General features: G+C 54.8%; 16 protein-coding genes. 6 read left to right on the forward strand and 10 right to left on the reverse strand.

Annotated elements, in window-relative coordinates:
* Window positions 1-11: 11 nt before the first annotated feature.
* A complete protein-coding gene (locus tag BCV73_RS18520) occupies window positions 12-536 on the forward strand; it encodes a type 1 glutamine amidotransferase domain-containing protein (RefSeq protein WP_089550313.1) in 525 nt (174 codons plus the stop codon).
* Between the two features lie 106 nt (window positions 537-642).
* Here the strand turns inward: BCV73_RS18520 and ptsP are convergent, their stop codons facing one another.
* From ptsP to aroA, 4 genes are all read right to left on the reverse strand, one after another.
* Window positions 643-2,421: a phosphoenolpyruvate--protein phosphotransferase gene (gene ptsP, locus BCV73_RS18525; RefSeq protein ID WP_089548159.1), complete on the reverse strand. Its 1,779-nt coding sequence runs from the start codon at window positions 2,419-2,421 to the stop codon at window positions 643-645.
* A complete protein-coding gene (locus tag BCV73_RS18530) occupies window positions 2,418-4,304 on the reverse strand; it encodes a glucose PTS transporter subunit IIA (protein WP_076169902.1) in 1,887 nt (628 codons plus the stop codon). Before BCV73_RS18530 ends, ptsP begins: the two co-directional genes overlap by 4 nt.
* Before the next feature lie 133 nt (window positions 4,305-4,437).
* Window positions 4,438-4,881: a CoA-binding protein gene (locus BCV73_RS18535; RefSeq protein ID WP_089548160.1), complete on the reverse strand. Its 444-nt coding sequence runs from the start codon at window positions 4,879-4,881 to the stop codon at window positions 4,438-4,440.
* A gap of 67 nt (window positions 4,882-4,948) precedes the next feature.
* Window positions 4,949-6,241 carry a 3-phosphoshikimate 1-carboxyvinyltransferase gene (aroA, locus tag BCV73_RS18540; RefSeq protein ID WP_076169900.1) on the reverse strand — a complete coding sequence of 431 codons (1,293 nt, stop codon included), beginning with the start codon at window positions 6,239-6,241 and terminating at the stop codon, window positions 4,949-4,951.
* Between the two features lie 135 nt (window positions 6,242-6,376).
* Here aroA and BCV73_RS18545 point away from each other — a divergent pair, with 135 nt between their 5' ends.
* On the forward strand, window positions 6,377-6,679 hold the full coding sequence (locus tag BCV73_RS18545; RefSeq protein ID WP_076169899.1) for a rhodanese-like domain-containing protein: 303 nt from the start codon (window positions 6,377-6,379) through the stop codon (window positions 6,677-6,679).
* A gap of 311 nt (window positions 6,680-6,990) precedes the next feature.
* Here the strand turns inward: BCV73_RS18545 and BCV73_RS18550 are convergent, their stop codons facing one another.
* Window positions 6,991-7,506, reverse strand: a complete 516-nt coding sequence (locus BCV73_RS18550; RefSeq protein ID WP_256992893.1) for a shikimate kinase — start codon at window positions 7,504-7,506, stop codon at window positions 6,991-6,993.
* Window positions 7,507-7,852: 346 nt separating this feature from the next.
* On the opposite strand from BCV73_RS18550, the gene BCV73_RS35845 reads away from it, so the two are divergent.
* On the forward strand, window positions 7,853-8,020 hold the full coding sequence (locus BCV73_RS35845) for a hypothetical protein (protein ID WP_256992894.1): 168 nt from the start codon (window positions 7,853-7,855) through the stop codon (window positions 8,018-8,020).
* On the opposite strand, the gene gndA is transcribed toward BCV73_RS35845, so the two are convergent.
* Together gndA and BCV73_RS18565 are read right to left on the reverse strand one after the other, a co-directional pair.
* Window positions 8,011-9,423, reverse strand: coding sequence for an NADP-dependent phosphogluconate dehydrogenase (gene gndA / locus BCV73_RS18560; protein ID WP_089548161.1), 1,413 nt, complete (start codon window positions 9,421-9,423; stop codon window positions 8,011-8,013). The two genes, BCV73_RS35845 and gndA, sit on opposite strands and share 10 nt — an antisense overlap.
* 181 nt (window positions 9,424-9,604) lie before the next feature.
* Window positions 9,605-10,201: a hypothetical protein gene (locus tag BCV73_RS18565; RefSeq protein WP_076169896.1), complete on the reverse strand. Its 597-nt coding sequence runs from the start codon at window positions 10,199-10,201 to the stop codon at window positions 9,605-9,607.
* A 306-nt stretch (window positions 10,202-10,507) separates the two neighbouring features.
* Here BCV73_RS18565 and BCV73_RS18570 point away from each other — a divergent pair, with 306 nt between their 5' ends.
* Window positions 10,508-11,134, forward strand: a complete 627-nt coding sequence (locus BCV73_RS18570; protein WP_089548162.1) for a YktB family protein — start codon at window positions 10,508-10,510, stop codon at window positions 11,132-11,134.
* 86 nt (window positions 11,135-11,220) lie between these two features.
* On the opposite strand, the gene BCV73_RS18575 is transcribed toward BCV73_RS18570, so the two are convergent.
* A complete protein-coding gene (locus BCV73_RS18575; RefSeq protein ID WP_256992895.1) occupies window positions 11,221-12,504 on the reverse strand; it encodes an MFS transporter in 1,284 nt (427 codons plus the stop codon).
* A 180-nt stretch (window positions 12,505-12,684) separates the two neighbouring features.
* Between BCV73_RS18575 and BCV73_RS18580 the strand changes: the two genes are divergently transcribed.
* Entirely contained in the window at window positions 12,685-14,160 is a 1,476-nt protein-coding gene (locus tag BCV73_RS18580; RefSeq protein ID WP_076169894.1) for an aminotransferase class I/II-fold pyridoxal phosphate-dependent enzyme, read from the forward strand.
* A gap of 101 nt (window positions 14,161-14,261) precedes the next feature.
* On the opposite strand, the gene BCV73_RS18585 is transcribed toward BCV73_RS18580, so the two are convergent.
* Together BCV73_RS18585 and BCV73_RS18590 are read right to left on the reverse strand one after the other, a co-directional pair.
* On the reverse strand, window positions 14,262-14,579 hold the full coding sequence (locus tag BCV73_RS18585) for a DUF1292 domain-containing protein (protein ID WP_076169893.1): 318 nt from the start codon (window positions 14,577-14,579) through the stop codon (window positions 14,262-14,264).
* Between the two features lie 94 nt (window positions 14,580-14,673).
* A complete protein-coding gene (locus BCV73_RS18590; protein WP_089548164.1) occupies window positions 14,674-15,225 on the reverse strand; it encodes a copper amine oxidase in 552 nt (183 codons plus the stop codon).
* Window positions 15,226-15,745: 520 nt separating this feature from the next.
* Here BCV73_RS18590 and BCV73_RS18600 point away from each other — a divergent pair.
* Window positions 15,746-16,483 (forward strand): MBL fold metallo-hydrolase, encoded by a 738-nt coding sequence (locus BCV73_RS18600; protein WP_089548165.1) that lies wholly within the window; start codon window positions 15,746-15,748, stop codon window positions 16,481-16,483.
* The last annotated feature ends 96 nt before the right edge of the window (window positions 16,484-16,579 follow it).

Raw genomic sequence — 16,579 nt, forward strand, 5'->3', positions numbered from 1 at the left:
GCATGCTGAACATGAGATTAGCCGGAAAGAAGGTCATTGCGCTCGTCGATGACCAGTTTGAAGACTTGGAGCTGTGGTATCCCGTATACCGGGTGAGGGAGGAAGGCGCCGAGGTGCACCTGGTCGGGGACAAAAAGGGACATTCCTACATCGGCAAATATGGCGTTCCTTCCGTATCGGACTATTCGTTTGAAGAAGTGGACAGCCGGGATTACGACGGCATTTTGGTGCCCGGGGGCTGGGCGCCGGACAAGCTGCGCCGCTACGGAAAGGTGCTGCAGCTGGTGCAGGAAATGCACGAGGACCGCAAGCCGATCGGGCAAATCTGCCATGCAGGCTGGGTGCTGGTCTCGGCTAAAATTTTGCAGGGCGTTACCGTGACCTCCACTCCGGGCATCCGGGACGATATGGAGAACGCCGGCGCGATCTGGAAGGATGAGGCGGTCGTCACTGACGGACATATCGTGTCCGCCCGCCGTCCGCCGGATCTTCCGCCTTACGGCAAAGCCTTTTGCGATGCGCTTGCGGGGCAATAAGCAGCAGGCCATAGGCAGTCAGCCGGGTCAAAAAAAGAGCCTGACCGTCCACTTGGTGGATCGGCGGGCTCTTTTCTGTATTTAGACGGCAGGGGCAGGCAGGCGGTCAGGAAGCGTTGCTGCCCTTTTCGCCCCGAGGCTGATTTACGCTTTCGTTATTTGCGCAAGCAGGCTCGGCAAATTCGGTCAGCAGGCGTTCGATTTCGACGCTGCTCTTCAACTGGTAGCATGTCTGCGCCGTCCGCTTCGCATCGGAAGCCGTCGTGTTAAGTATCCGATGCTTCAGCTTCAGCAGGGACTGGATCGACATGCTCAGATGGTCCACGCCCAGCTCCAGCCAGATCGGTACCGAGCGTTCATCGCCGGCCATTTCGCCGCACACGCTGACGGGAATGCCCGCCCGGTGCGCGGCTTCCACCGTCGTGCGCAGCATCCGCAGAATCGCCGGATGGAACGGATGATACATATGGGCGATCTGCTCGTTCATCCGGTCAACAGCCAATACGTACTGCACCAGATCGTTCGTGCCGATGCTGAAAAAGTCGCATTCTTCCGCGAGCAGATCGGCGATGATGACCGCGGCGGGAATCTCGATCATGATGCCGACCGGGATGTCCTTGTCGTAAGCGATGCCCCTTGCGTCAAGATCGGCCATGGCCCGATGCAGCACTTCATTGGCTTGTCTGATTTCGTCGACCGATGAAATCATCGGGTACATAATTTTCACCCTGCCGAACGCGCTCGCCCGAAGAATGGCGGTCAGCTGCGTCTGAAAAAGCTCCTGGCGGTCAAGGCTGATCCGGATCGCCCGGTAGCCTAGAACCGGGTTATCCTCATCCGGCAGCGCAAAATAATCCAGCTGCTTGTCGCCGCCGATGTCGAGCGTGCGGATCACCGCCCCAAGCTCACCCACTTGCTGGGCTACCTGGCGGTACACCTCAAACTGTTCTTCTTCGCTCGGAAACGTGCTGCGGTCCATGTACAAAAATTCCGTCCGGAACAGCCCTACGCCATTGGCGCCGTATTTCAAGGCCGATTCCACTTCTTTGGCGGAGCTGATGTTCGCGGCCAGGTGAAGCTCGCAGCCGTCCTTCGTGATCGCTTCGACGGCAGCCAGCAGCTCCAGCTGCTCCTTCTTCGCCAGCTGGCGCTCCCGGATCCGCACATATTCTTCCACGAGCGTTTCATCCGGATTGAGATACAGCGCTCCTGTATCTCCGTCAATGACCAGCAAATCCCCGGTCTGGATCGGATCCTTCAGCTTGTTCTCCAGCCCCGCAACGAGCGGGATACCGAGAGCCCGTGCCATAATGGCCGAATGGGACGTCTTCCCGCCGACCATCGTCACGATGCCGAGCACGTGGGAAGGATTCAAATGCGCCAGCTGGGACGGGGACAGCTCCTTGGCCACGAGGATATACGGCTGGGTATCCGCAGGCAGCGTAATCTCCGGTGCGCCGAGCAGATGCTTGAGCAGGCGGTTGCCGACATCCTTGATGTCCATCGCCCGCTCCTTCATGTATTCGTCATCCAGCAGGTCGAACATCGTGACGAAATGATCGATCGCCTCTTTTACCGCGACCTCGGCCGCTTTATACTGGCGCTCAATGACGCCCTGGATTTCATTCATGAACACCGGATCGTCCAGGATGGCCAAATGGGCGTCAAAAATGCTCGACTCCTCTTCCCCGACCATATCCCTGAACTCGTTTTTAATAAACTCAATCTCATTTTTGGAGGTGCGTATCCCCTCATACAGCCGTTCAAATTCGTTGGCCAGATCTACTGCGTCGATCCCGGTCTCGGGCAGGTCCCATTCCCAGTTCGGCAGTACAAATGCTTTTCCAATCGCTACCCCGGCAGATGCACCGATGCCTTGTATCATGATTCCAAACCTCCAACATTTCTGTCGTGTAATACTACGGACATAACCGACGTCTGCCCCTTCTTGACGGCTTTGAACGGAGCGAAGCTCCATGACTTAACGCGGTCCGGGTTGGTGATCACCATCGGCGTGGCAAGCGATGAAGCATGACTTCGGATATAGTTGATATCAAATTTAACCAGCAGCTGGCCGGGCTCCACCGCGTCTCCTTCTTGTACGACCGCAGTAAAATGCCCGCCCTTGAGCTGGGACGTATCGATGCCGATGTGAAGCAGCACCTCGAGCCCTTCCGGTGTCGAGATCCCGATGGCATGCATCGTCGGGTACAGGTGCATGATTGTCCCGTATACCGGAGACACGAGCTCCCCTTTCTCCGGCATGAACGCCACCCCGTCTCCCACCAGCTTCGCGGCGAAAATATGATCGGGCACTTCTTCGATCGGGATCATTTTCCCTTGGACCGGCGCGCTGAACAGAACCTGCGGCAAATCCCGGTGCAGCAGCTTGTTCACTTCCTCGCGGATCAGCTCCGAATAGGTGCCGAATACGACCTGCACGTTGCCCCCGCCGAGCTTGATCAGCCCCGCGGAGCCGAGCAGCTTCAGCGCATTGCTGTCGATCATGCGGTCGTTCTTGACCGTCAGCCGCAGCCGGGTGATGCAGGATTCCACCTGAACGATGTTGTCCTTGCCCCCGAGCGCTTCCAGAATGAGCGGCGCCTGATAAGGGATGTTGCCTGCCCAGTCCTCCAGCGTGGAGCCTTCCTCGCGTCCGGGAGTCGGAATCTGAAACCGCCGAATGGCCCAGCGGAACAGAAAATAGTACATAAGGCCGTATCCGAGCCCGATCGGAATTATCAGAAGCGCGTTATGCGACAGATGGAAGTTCAGCAGATAATCGATCGCCCCTGCGGAATAGGAAAACCCGTGATGAATATCGAGCGCATACGTAATCCACATCGCGATCCCCGACAGGATCGAATGCAGGATGAACAAATAAGGCGCTGCGAACAAGAAGGCAAACTCGATCTGTTCGGACACCCCGGTCAAAAAGCAGACCAAGGCCGCCGTCAAAAACGTCTTCTTGACCTTCGGCTTCAGGTCTTCCCGCGCTTCCTGGATGATCGCCAAGGCGATGCCCGGCAGTGCGAACATCATAATTGGGAAAAGTCCGGCCATGAATGTACCGGCGGTCGGATCCCCCGCAAAATAACGCGGCAAATCCCCCTGCACGATGCTGCCCGACGGGGTTTTGTAAGTTCCCAGCTGGAACCAGAAAACATTGTTGAGCAGATGATGAAGGCCGAACGCCGTCAGGATCCGGTACAAAATGCCGTATAAAAACAGACCGAATCCGCCCATATGCGCCATGAGCATGGTCAGCTCGTTCAGCGCCTTCTGCAGCAGCGGAGCGATGAAGACCATTACCCACGAAAACAAGGCGGAGAACAGCCCCATAAACAAAAGCACGAAGCGCGAGCCGCCAAAAAACTGGACAATCTCAGGCAGCTTGATATGTTTATACCGGTTATAGGCAGAGCCGGCGATCATGCCGAAAATGATGCCGATCAGCGTGGAAGGCTGAATGCCACCATTACCCAGATGCCTCGTAATTTGATCATAGATAAACATCCCGGCCAGAGCCCCAAGGCCAGCCGGTCCCGCCTGGTTCGCCAGTCCCCAGGCCACTCCTACCGCAAACAGATACGGGAGGAAATAAAAAATACCCTGTCCTGCCCAAGTGCACACCTCTGCGACGCCCGGCAGCCCCCAGGCTGCCCATGGCAGACTGCCGACACACAGCAGTATGGCGGCCGACGGCAGAACCATCGTAGGCAGCATCACTGCTCTGCCGAGCTGCTGCAGCGATCCAAGCCAGTTCAAGACATGCACTCTCCTCTCAACACACACACACATATTTAAAATGGTACGCGTTGTTCAACTTTTTGTCAAAAAGAAAAAAGGACCTGCAGATTGCTCTGCACGGCCCTGTCTTGCCTCGTATTCAGTGAAGGTATTATCCGTTCTTTTGGCCGGGACGGTTCGGCCGGGTTACGGAGTCCTCCACCTTGATGCAGCGGTCCATAATGACCCGCATGCCGTTTTCTTCGCCGATGCTGGCGGCTTCATCGCTGACAACGCCGAGCTGCAGCCACAGTACCCGCGCGCCGATGTCGGCAGCCTCCCTGGCCACGTCCGCGCAGTATTCGCTGCGCCGGAACACATCGACAATATCAACGGGTTCGGGAATGTCTTTCAGCGAGGCGTAGACCGTTTCGCCAAGGATGGTTCCCTGAACGGTCGGGTTCACGGGAATGATTCGGTAGCCGCGCTGCTGCATCGCTTCCGCAATCATATAAGAAGTGCGGTCCGGCTTGTCGGACAGGCCGACGACCGCAATGTTGCCGGCCTGCTCCAGAATTTCCTTGATTTCTTCCCGGGTCGGATTTTCAAATGACATCGTTCATCCCGCCTTTGCTCTATTTTCTTCAAGAATCGGATTTACCTGAACTTATATAACTTATGAGTTACTTTACCCATTCCACCTGGGCGCCAAGCGCCTTCATATGGTCGAAGAACTGCGGATACGATTTGGCGACGTGGTGCGCGTCCTTGATCCGCAGCGGCTGCTTGGAGCGCAGGCCGACGATGGTCAGCGCCATAATGACCCGGTGGTCGTAATGGGCGTTGATCTCGACGCCCCCCTCGACCCCTTCCGGCCGCCCGTGGACGATGATCTCCGCCTGGCGCTCCTCCACGTTGGCCCCGGCTTTGCGCAGCTCAGCCAGGTAATCGGTGATGCGGTCGCATTCCTTGTAGCGCAGATTTTCCACGTTATAGAAGCGGGAGGTTCCTTCCGCAAACACGGCAGCCGCCACCATGGCCAGCACGGCATCCGTGGCTGCGTCCCCGTCAAACTCGACGGCTTTGAGCTTCCCGTTGCCGCGAACATGAACTTCGTCGTTCTCATGCGTCAGGGGAGTCTGCATCATCTGAAGCACGTCGACAACCGCGCGCTCTCCCTGCTTGCTCTGCACAGGCAGGCGCTTGATCAGCACGTCCGATTCCGTGACCGCTGCCGCGGCCAGCACCGCCGCCGATCCGGGGTAGTCGCCCTGAACGGTATAGGTTTTCGCCTGATAGGACTGGTTGCCGGGAACGCGGAAATGCGTGTAGTCGTCGCTGGCATGAATGACGATCCCTGCCTGCTCCAGCACTTCCAGCGTCTGACCGATGACGACTTTCGATTTCAGGTCGCCCGTCACCTCAATCTCGCTGTCCTCCGCCAGCAGCGGCGTCAGGAACAGCAGAGAGCTCAAGTACTGCGAGCTTACTTCGCCCGATACCGTAATTCGGCCGCCTTTCGCCTGCCCGCCTCGAATCGTGATCGGCAGGCGCCCGTTGTTGTGCTCCACCTGCACGCCGATTTGCTCAAGCGCGGTGATCAGGTCGTCGTGCGGGCGCTTGCCCAGCGAGTCCGGATACGTATTGACGAACGTCACCTCCGGGCAGAGGGCGGCGGTCCCCATCAGGAAGCGCAGCACCGCGCCGGCATTGCCGACGTTCAGCTCCTTGACGTCACGCGGATGCCTGCCGAAGCCGGTAATGACGGCCTTCTCGTCGTCTTCGACGAGCGTGGCGCCGAGGTCCTGGATACAGCGGCGCATGGCGTCGCTGTCCTCGCTGTGAGCCGGGAAGTATACCGTGCTTGTCCCTTCGGCCAGCGCCGCCACCAGCAGGTAGCGGGTCGTATAGTTTTTGGATGAGAGAGCTCCGATTTCCCCGCTCAGCCGGGGAGTCGGATGTACGATCATGTCCATGTGTAATCTCCTTTGCAATAGTCGGTAGTATGGCTCTTCCCGCGGGTCTGTCCGGATTGACAGCCGATTTACTGCTTGGTTATCATAGGTGATGAACAGTATGATTACAGTCGAAAAGAGGTTTTAACATTGTCAATGTTTCGTGAAATAGAGCCTTCTGAGGTGAGACGCCGCCTGCTTGCCGGCGAGTCCCTGCAGATGATTGACGTCCGTGAGGACGATGAAGTGGCCCAGGGCATGATCAGCGGCGCCAAGCATATCCCGCTGGGTGAAATCCCCGCCCGTCTCGACGAAATCCCGAGAGACGGCGAAGTCATCATGATCTGCCGCAGCGGCGGCCGCAGCATGCGCGCCTGCCAGTACCTGTCGCAGCACGGCATCGACTGCGTCAACATGGTCGGCGGCATGCTTCAATGGAACGAGGAAGAAGAAGAATAATTATCCCCACAAAGTGATGTTATTGCTTCGATGCCTATTCAGGTACTTTGCGGGGGGCCCCGGAAATCATATCCCCACAAAGTGATGTTATTGCTTCGATGCCTATTCAGGTACTTTGCGGGGAGCCCCGAAAACATTATCCCCACAAAGTGAAGCTTTTGCTTCGATGCCTATTCAGGTACTTTGCGGGGAGCACCCGGAAACCTCATCCCCACAAAGGGAAGTTATGGCTTGGATGCCCTTCCGCAACCTAAGCTACTGAAGCAGCAGCTTGACCCCGGTCAGGCTGCTGCTTTTTCACAGAGATAAGCTTAGACGCGGTAATGCGCTAAAATTGCACGCATGACTTCTTCCGCCGCAAGGCCCGATGTGTCCACCGTGCAGTGGGCAAAGCGATATGCGTCTCTCCGCTCCTCAAGCAGCGCTCTCACCCGCTCCTCCGCATTGCCCGCAAGCAGCGGCCGGTTCCGGTCCCCCTGGACCCTGGCAATAATATGCTCCGCATTCGCGGTAAGCGCCACGACGAGACCGCCCTGCAGCATCAGCTCGCAGTTGTCCGGGCGCAGCACCGCTCCGCCTCCCGTGGCGACGATTACTCCTTCTTCGGAGGCGAGCACCTGCCGCAGCGTCTCGTTCTCGAGCTCGCGGAAATGCGGCTCACCATGCCGCTCGAAGATCTCCGGGATCGTCATGCCGGCCTTTTCCACGACGGCGGCATCCAGATCGATCAGCCGGTATCCGAGCTCCATAGCCAGCAGATCGCCTACAGTTGACTTGCCCGTGCCCATCATACCGATCAAGATAATATTTTGTTTAGTCCGGTTCAATAGAACACCCCTTTTTGCACTTGCTGCTGCCCATGCCGTTACTTGCTACATATCATAACACAGGCCAAAAACTTTCGACAATGCCGTCCTTCGCCTGCAAGTCTATTTGCAGGAACTCTATCATATACATACATCAACTTGATAACCAGTAGAATATGAGGAGTGGTCGAGAGGAGCCATGCATGATTCCCATAGCCCTTTACTAGGAGGCCCCAAACGGATAGAGCAAATTTTCGATCCCCAGCACATTTTGTGCCGGGACGATCTGCTCTGGGTGCTTCATTACGTCCAAAAAAAAGTGGCTCAGAAAGATCCAGCCCTGCTGGAGCTTCCCAAGCCACGTCTAATGCGCAATTTTCAATATTTCGGCGAGGCCGCCGTCCTCCTGCTCAGCCGGTCATCTGCCCAAGGGCTCGACAACGAGAGGATCCGCGTCTGCCTGCTGGAGGCGATGCACGGTCTTTTCCAGAGCGGAGAAAACGAAGCGGCTCCCCCAAGTAACGATTACTCCTGAATCCAGTTGTGATGGAAGACGCCTTCCTTGTCCACGCGCTTGAACGTGTGGGCCCCGAAGTAATCGCGCTGCGCCTGAAGCAGGTTCGCCGGCAGCCGCTCCGTGCGGTAGCTGTCGAAATAGGCCAGGGCGCTGGCGAAGCCGGGAACCGGAACGCCTTGAGCCACGGCCGTCGCTACCGTCGTACGCCATGCTTCCTGGTAGTTCTCGATGATGTCCTTGAAGAACGGATCCAGAAGCAGGTTTTTCAGGCCCGGATCTTTCTCGTAGGCGTCGGTGATGTTCTGCAGGAAGCGGGAGCGGATGATGCAGCCGCCGCGCCAGATTTTCGCCAGGTTGCCGTACTGCAGATCCCAGCCGTACTCGTCGGAAGCGACGCGCAGCTGCGCGAAGCCTTGGGCGTAGGATACGATTTTACTTGCAAACAGCGCTTTGCGGACGTTCTCGATAAACTCGGCTTTGTCTCCTTGGAACGGCGCTTTTTTCGGGCCGTTCAAAATTTTGCTCGCTTCTACGCGTTCATCCTTCATGGCCGACAGGAAGCGGGAGAATACGGATTCCGTGATCATAGACAGCGGCACGCCCAAATCCAGGGAGCTTTGGCTTGTCCACTTGCCCGTGCCTTTTTGGCCGGCTGAGTCCAAAATAACGTCCACCATCGGTTTGCCCGTCTCCGGATCCTTTTGCGCGAAAATATCGGCCGTAATTTCGATCAGGTAGCTGTCGAGCTCGCCCTTGTTCCAGTCGGAGAAAATTTCATGCAGTTCTTCGGCGCTCAAATCCAGCGTATCCTTCAGAAGCTGGTAAGCTTCGCAGATCAGCTGCATGTCGCCGTATTCGATGCCGTTATGCACCATTTTTACGTAATGTCCGGCACCGTCCGGTCCGATATATGTACAGCAAGGCTCCCCGTTCACTTTGGCGGAAATCGCCGTCAGAATCGGTTCCACCAGTTCGTAGGCGCTTCTTTGTCCCCCAGGCATAATGGAAGGTCCCTTCAGAGCTCCCTCTTCCCCGCCGGATACGCCTGTCCCGATAAAGCGCAGTCCTTTTCCTTCCAGCTCCGCGCTGCGGCGCTGTGTATCCGGGAAGTACGCGTTGCCTCCGTCGATGATGATGTCCCCTTCGTCCAAGTGAGGCACCAGCTGCTCGATCGTGGCGTCGGTCGCCTTGCCGGCTTGTACCATAATTAAAATTTTTCGCGGTGTTTCCAGCGAGTTCACAAATTCCTCAATCGAGAAAGTCCCCGTCAGATTTTTTCCTTCGGCTTCCTTCAAAAGATCATGCGTTTTTTCTGGAGAGCGGTTAAACACGGAAACGGTGAAGCCTCTGCTCTCAATGTTGAGTGCCAGATTTTTGCCCATGACAGCAAGGCCGATGACACCAATTTGTTGTTTCGACATATGTTTTTTCTCCATTCTTTGCGATTTTTTGATGAAAATTTTAGAACAAGCCTATTTTAACGTGTTTACGCGTGAAAGTGAAGTCCGGGTTCGGCAGTCAGCTGCCCGTGATAAAACACCCCGCAGCGCATCCGAGGTGTTTATGAACGATCTTCCATTCTATTGTCGTACAAAAGGTAAGTTACCATTCAAGCATCATTAAATCCTTGGACAAGGCGGCGAGCTTCTCCTTGCTTTTCTCCGCTTTTTCGGCATCTCCAGCCTGCATCGCCTCGTACAGGCGCTCCAGCTCGTCATCCAGCTCAAGCCTCAGGAGCTGCAGGCGCAGGTCGCCCTCTTTGGAGAAATACATTTTGGAAATCTCCTGCTCCGTCATAAAAGGACCCTTCTGATACAATACTTTTTGCTGATAGCCTGAAATTTCGACAAGCCGGATCACCTCGCCGAATAGAATGCTCTCGATCAGAATTTGGCGGTCCTTGAAACGTTTGACGATCGCGTGACCGCGGGTATCCTCGATCAGCTTCTCCATCCATTCCGCCAGCTTGGCGTCCCGGATCGTGTAATCTCCAACCATCTTATAACCGTTTTTCGTCCGGTTAAACCGCAGCTTGACGAGTTTGCGCCCCGTTCGGACGGAGATGATGAACAGGGTTTCGTTTTCGCTCCAGTACAACGAATAGCCGTCTTGAATCAAATCCTTGATCAGGTCCTGAATATGCCGCCGGTTAAACCGAAGCTCCAAATTGCAGTATTCCACTTCATAGCTCTTATTCACGGCACTCCCTCCTTCAAAATTGGACCGCCTTTGGCTATTTCCTTCTCCCGCTTCTTAAGACCGGCGGGCTGGAATCGGCCGGTGATTCTTCAGCTTCGTTATCAAGCTGATGGCTAAACAGCTTTGCTATATTTTATACTTTATCCTATGTAACGGTAACTTGGTTTATTGACTATTTTTACCCGACAGGGCGCAGCATCAAACGGAAAAGACCGGCCGGAAGCCCTGCCAATTAAAGATCCGCCGCGGATTGTGGTATAATGGGACAAAAATTCAACACGCATTTGGATGGAGGAGGCAGCAAGAATGCCGTTTGCAGGATTTAACGCGCAGGATTTTGAAGTGTTTAATGTGGAGGGACTGGAGCCCCGGATGGAAGTGCTCATTGAGCGGGTTCGCCCCAAACTTGAAATATTAGGCAGCGAAATCGTACCCTTCCTGTCCGCGCTCTGCGGAGAGGAAATGTTCGTTCACGTGGCCAAGCATGCCCGCCGGACGGTAAACCCGCCGAACGATACCTGGGTGGCTTGGGCGGCCAACAAACGCGGCTACAAAGCCCTCCCCCATTTTCAGGTGGGCATGTTCGGCACGCATCTGTTCATCATCTTTGCGATCATTTACGAGAGCACGAACAAGTCGGTATTCGCCGAGCATCTGGAAGGGAAGAAAGGAATCGCGGCTGTCAAAAAGCTCCCCAAAACGTTCTATTGGTCGATGGACCATATGGATCCCGGCTTTACCCCGCAGTCTGAAATGACGGCCGCAGACTTCGCCAAAATGGCGGACAAGCTGAAGAACGTCAAAAAATCCGAGGTGCTGTGCGGACTCCGGATTGAAAAAGGGGACCCCGTGCTAGAGGACAGAGACCAATTGGTGTCCGTCATTCATTCCACCTTTGAACAGCTGCTGCCGCTGTATAAAATGGCGTTCTAACCGCCGCTTACGGTGCAGCCAAATATTAAAGGATAGAGCAGCCAGTACGCATAAGCGCGCTGGCACCCTATCCTTTTTTTTGTTTGTTACGGCGCCTCTGCCCGCTTCTTGCGCGACAAAACGAGGTGGATCACAAACAGCACGGCCATGACGATGCTGCTGGCGACAAAAGGCACTGAATGCCCGATACGGTCCCAGAGCTGACCTGAAACGATCGGCCCGACAACCATGCCCGAGCCCTGGAGGGTGAGGAAAAATCCCCAGACCGCTCCCCGCTCGCCTTTCGGCACATGTGTCGATACAAAGGTATTCCAGGCAGGCAGGATCATGGCATAGCTGATGCCCACCACGCCTACGGTGGCGAACACAACTGGCAGCGAGCGCACCGCCGAGAACATGATGAGGGAAATAGCCGCCAGCAGAAACCCGGCATTCAGGAAGGGGGCGGTTCCGAACCGGTCGACCAGCTTCCCGCATGGAATGATCGCCAGCATCGTAATGCCTCCGCCCGCGATCAGCAGCAGGCTGTACATATTTGGAGACAGGTGCAGCTCATTTTGAACGTACAGCGTGATCACCGGGCTGAGCAGCCCGATGACGAAGGATTGGAGAAACAGCGCCGGAAATACCAGCCAGCTGACCTTCAGGTTGTGCCTGATTTCGTACAGCGTCTTGCGGATGCTGGCAAAAAGATGATTCACCTTCCCGAGCAGTTGGGGAAGGACCCCCCTCGCAGATTCCGTCCTTCTTTCCATCCCCTGCCCATTGGCCTTGACTCTTCCCGGGAGGAGCAATGCAACCAGAACTACGATGATGCAGCAGCCGATAAGGATAAAAAATAGCGTCTGATAATTTTTGTTCGTACGGTCCATCAAAAAATTCATGACGATCGGTCCTGCACCTGTTCCGCCCAGCGAAGCGATCTCAAGCATGCCGATCATTTGTCCGCTGTTGCCTCTCGGACCCGAAATGGCCGTCGTCCCGGTCATGGCGCATGGCCACAGCGGCGAAGTGCCTACCCCAAGAATAAAACAGGCAAGCGACAGCCAGCCTGCGCCGGATAAGAAGGCGATCATGCCAACCGCGACGATGGTCAGCACCAGCGCCCCTGTCAGCGTTCTGCGGTACCCCAGCCGCTCGGCGATCCAGCCCGACGGGCTGCGGAACAGGTTGTCTCCGATATATTGAAGGGAAAAAGCGAGACCGATCGTATGGGCGCCGAGACCGAGCGAGTTTTTCATATAAACCGGCAAAATGGCCACCAAAAGCGACCCTTTCATAAATTCCACGAGAAATAGAATCGTCAGCAGCCCGATGAAAAAGGGCGAAATCAGCCGGCGGGCTGCCGCCGCTTCCGTTATTTGCGACACGCGTTTCACCACTTCCCTATTTTGGTTTGTGCGAATCCTCCCAGCAGTATGGTCTATACTAATAGTGTACCCCATATGGGGACGAGATTTTCACAGGGTCAAAAAGCCGCTTGCATTCGCCCCCCGATTTGCTATACTGAGCTTTGTAATTTTAACAGATGAAAGGTTGTGACAGCATACATGGACCATAGCCGTACCCCTTTATTTACAGCACTCACACAGCACGCGGCAAAAAATCCCGTTCAGTTCCATATTCCCGGCCACAAGAAGGGAATGGGGACCGATACCGAATTCAGAGAATTTATCGGCGATAACGCCCTCTCTATAGATTTGATCAATATTGCCCCGCTGGACGACCTTCACCAGCCGACGGGCGTCATCGAGGAAGCCCAGATTCTGGCTGCTGACGCCTTCGGCGCCGATTACACGTATTTCAGCGTACAGGGGACCAGCGGCGCGATCATGACCATGATTCTGACGATGTGCTCTCCCGGCGACAAAATCATCGTTCCCCGGAATGTCCATAAGTCGGTCATGTCCGCGATTATTTTCTCCGGTGCCAAGCCCGTCTTCGTTTCGCCGGCCCGCGACGAAAATTTAGGGATCGACCACGGCATTACCGTCCGCTCCGTGCAGCGGGCCCTGGACCGTCATCCGGACACCAAGGCGGTTCTCGTCATTAATCCGACGTACTTCGGCGTCTCCGCCAATCTGAAGGAGATCGTGGACCTCGCCCACAGCCGGCATGTACCCGTCCTCGTGGACGAAGCCCACGGCGTGCTGACCCATTTCCATCCGGAACTGCCGATGTCCGCTATGGATGCCGGAGCGGATATGGCCGCGACGAGCGTGCATAAGCTGGGCGGCTCCATGACGCAGAGCTCCGTGCTGAATTTGAACACGAAGAACGGCTATGTCAATCCGCAGCGCGTGCAAACGATCATCAGTATGCTGACCACGACGTCGACTTCCTACATTTTGCTCGCTTCGCTGGATACCTCCAGACGGAACCTGGCGCTGAACGGATATGCCATGGCCCAAAGTGCCATCGACATGGCGCAGTCCGCCCGCAAGCAAATCAATGAAATTGAAGGTCTCTACTGCTTCGGCAAGGAAATTCTCGGCGGGGAAGCGACTTACGATTATGATCCGACCAAGCTGACCATCCATGTCCGCCACCTGGGCATCACCGGTTATGAGACCGAAAACTGGCTTCGCGAAAAGTATAATATCGAAGTCGAGCTGAGCGACATGTACAACATCCTGTGCCTGATTACGCCAGGGGATAACGAGGAGACCATCTCCATCCTGGTGAATGCGCTCCGCGAGCTGGCACAGACCTACTATAATGTAAACACAGCCAACGAGCTGGTTGTTAAAATTCCGGAAATTCCGCAGCTGTCCCTCATTCCAAGGGATGCCTTCTATGGGGATACGGAAGTCATTCCGTTCAAGGAATCGGCCGGACGCATTATCGCCGAGTTTATTTATGTGTATCCGCCGGGCATTCCGATCCTTCTTCCGGGAGAGGTTATCTCCCAGGACAATATCGACTACATTGTCGACCATGTGGACGTCGGGCTGCCGGTAAAAGGACCGGAAGACCGGTATATCCAAAACGTCAAGGTCATTGTGGAAACCGATCCGATTTTTTAATACGCGCGGCTCTTTACCGCCTGCACCAAAAAAAGAAACCCCCGGTCCCGCTTTCGCTGCGGTTCGGGGGTTTCTTGGTGTAGGGCTTGTGGCGAAAAGGATTACTCCTGGTCCAACTGGGCAACCAGCTCGTTATAAGCGGCTTCCACTTTGTTCCATTCTTCTTCGTCTTCAATATTGTAAAGCATCATTTCCTCGTCCTCTTCCTCGACGCGAAGGATGATGCCGTCCGCTTCAGGATTCTCACGTTCCAGCAGCAGTGCATAAACGTTCTCGCCTACATCGAATGTTTCGACAAGAACCATTTCCACGTCTTTGCCGTTCTCATCTGTCAGCGTCAGAACAAATTCCTCATGCTCGTGATCATGGTCATGATCATGATTGCAGGCTTCGCCGTGTTCATGCTTGTGATCGCTCATTTTAACAAAAACCTCACTTATGGTTGGAATGGATCATACCACCGTATCGTATCACGTCCGCATGATCTGGTCAATTTATCCTCCTCGGGGGTTGTCAGTTCAGCGCAGTGATCACTTTTTGCGATACGAGGACGTAATCGCTGGTCTTGGTGGCTTTAATGTAGAACCCCACTTTATATTTGCCCGCGCTGCTGAAATCATACGTAAAATCGTAAGTCCGGAACCAGAAATTATCCTTCTGGCTGCCGCTCACGTCCTGAGACTGGATATCCTTGACCTTTCCCGAAGGATCTGTAATAGCCACCTTTACGCTCGCCACATCGTCCGATAGGCTGTCCACCTGGCAGAATACGTTAAACTTGAGCTTCCCTTTATTGACGTTACCGAAGACGGTATCTCCATTAAACAGAAATATATGTACGTTAGGCTTAATGAATTCAACCTTGTTCGTATCTGAATTAAACTTTACGACCCCGTCAAACTCCCGAATCGGGACATAGGTTTTGCCGTCGATGATATAACCGCCGTCCTGGATTTCCTTGCCGTTCATCCACACCCTGACTTTTTGGGTAATTGAATCTGCAAACACAGAACCCCCCATCAGGGAAAAGGCGAATACGCATACCATAACTTTCTTCCAATTCATCTTGTTCGTTTCCCTCCATTTCCATCGTGATGTTGTATGTATATACGAAAAGTACAAACGCAAGTTGCGCTGTCCATACGGGCAAAACTCACATTTTTTCTCAAAAGTGAAGGAATTTTGTTCCAGGGATACAAAAAAAAGCCCCACCTTGTGGGACTATAGCTCCAAATTTTGGCTCAGTTCCTAATTTCTCTCCTTATTTCTTGGTTAAAATACAGGGCACCCCTTTGCCGATCGCACCCGGAACTCTCATCCGTGCCGCGTACGCCATTCCCCGGGCACAGGGCGTTTTACAGGCCTCGCATACGTCGGAGGTCACGAGCCTCATGCCTCGAATGACCTTTTCCCCTTTGGCTTGTGCTGGTTTTTTGCTTTTTCCCTTCGCCATGACAAAACCCCATTTCGCGCGTTTACAGCATATTATGGGGGTAGATGGAAATTGGGAACTGTGGTGTATAATGAAAGAAAAAAATACGAACGGCATGCTCGGCATGCCGCTCATTCACAGGAGGATCAACCGATGAGCTTGCAGCTTCAGATGCTGGGGACAGGCAGCGCTTTTGCCAAAAAGTATTTCAACAATAATGCCCTGCTCGGGGACGGGTCGTTCACTTTGATGATCGATTGCGGAATTACGGCCCCCCTCGCCCTTCACCAACTGGGCAAAACGTTTAATGACTTGGATGCCGTGCTGATCACCCATATTCATGGCGATCATGTCGGCGGCCTGGAGGAGCTTGCCTTCCAGATGAAATATGCGTACCATCGCAAAATGAAGCTTTATATCGCGGAAGCTTTGCGTGATGTGCTGTGGGAGCACACGCTGAAGGGCGGTCTGTCCCAACCCGGCCAAATCACCTGCCTCGAGGACGCCTTCGATGTACATACGCTTCAACCGGGAGTTCCCTGCCGCCTGTCGGAGCAAATCGAGCTGGAGCTCATCCCGAACCGCCACATTCCGGGCAAAGACAGCTTCTCCCTCTATATTAACGGCCGGATTTTCTACAGCGCGGACATGACCTTCGACCCCGGGCTGCTGGACAAGCTCGTAGGGGAACGCGGCTGTGATACGATCCTGCACGAGGTCCAGCTGGAAGGACCGGGCGAGGTGCATACGACGCTCAGCGAGCTCCTATCGCTGCCGGAGCCGGTTCAGCGTATGATCCGATTGATGCATTATGCAGATAATAAAGACAAGTTTGTAGGAAAAACCGGAGAAATGACCTTCCTTGAGCAAGGGCACGTATATACGCTGTAACCCTTGCTGGACGATGTGGATTACGGGTGAAAAAACACAGCCGGCTGCAGAAAGATGAACCTTCTCTGCAGCCGGCTGTTATTTTTGGAAACATGA

This window comes from Paenibacillus sp. SSG-1 (genome assembly GCF_002224835.1).
GTDB lineage: Bacteria > Bacillota > Bacilli > Paenibacillales > Paenibacillaceae > Paenibacillus_AQ > Paenibacillus_AQ favisporus.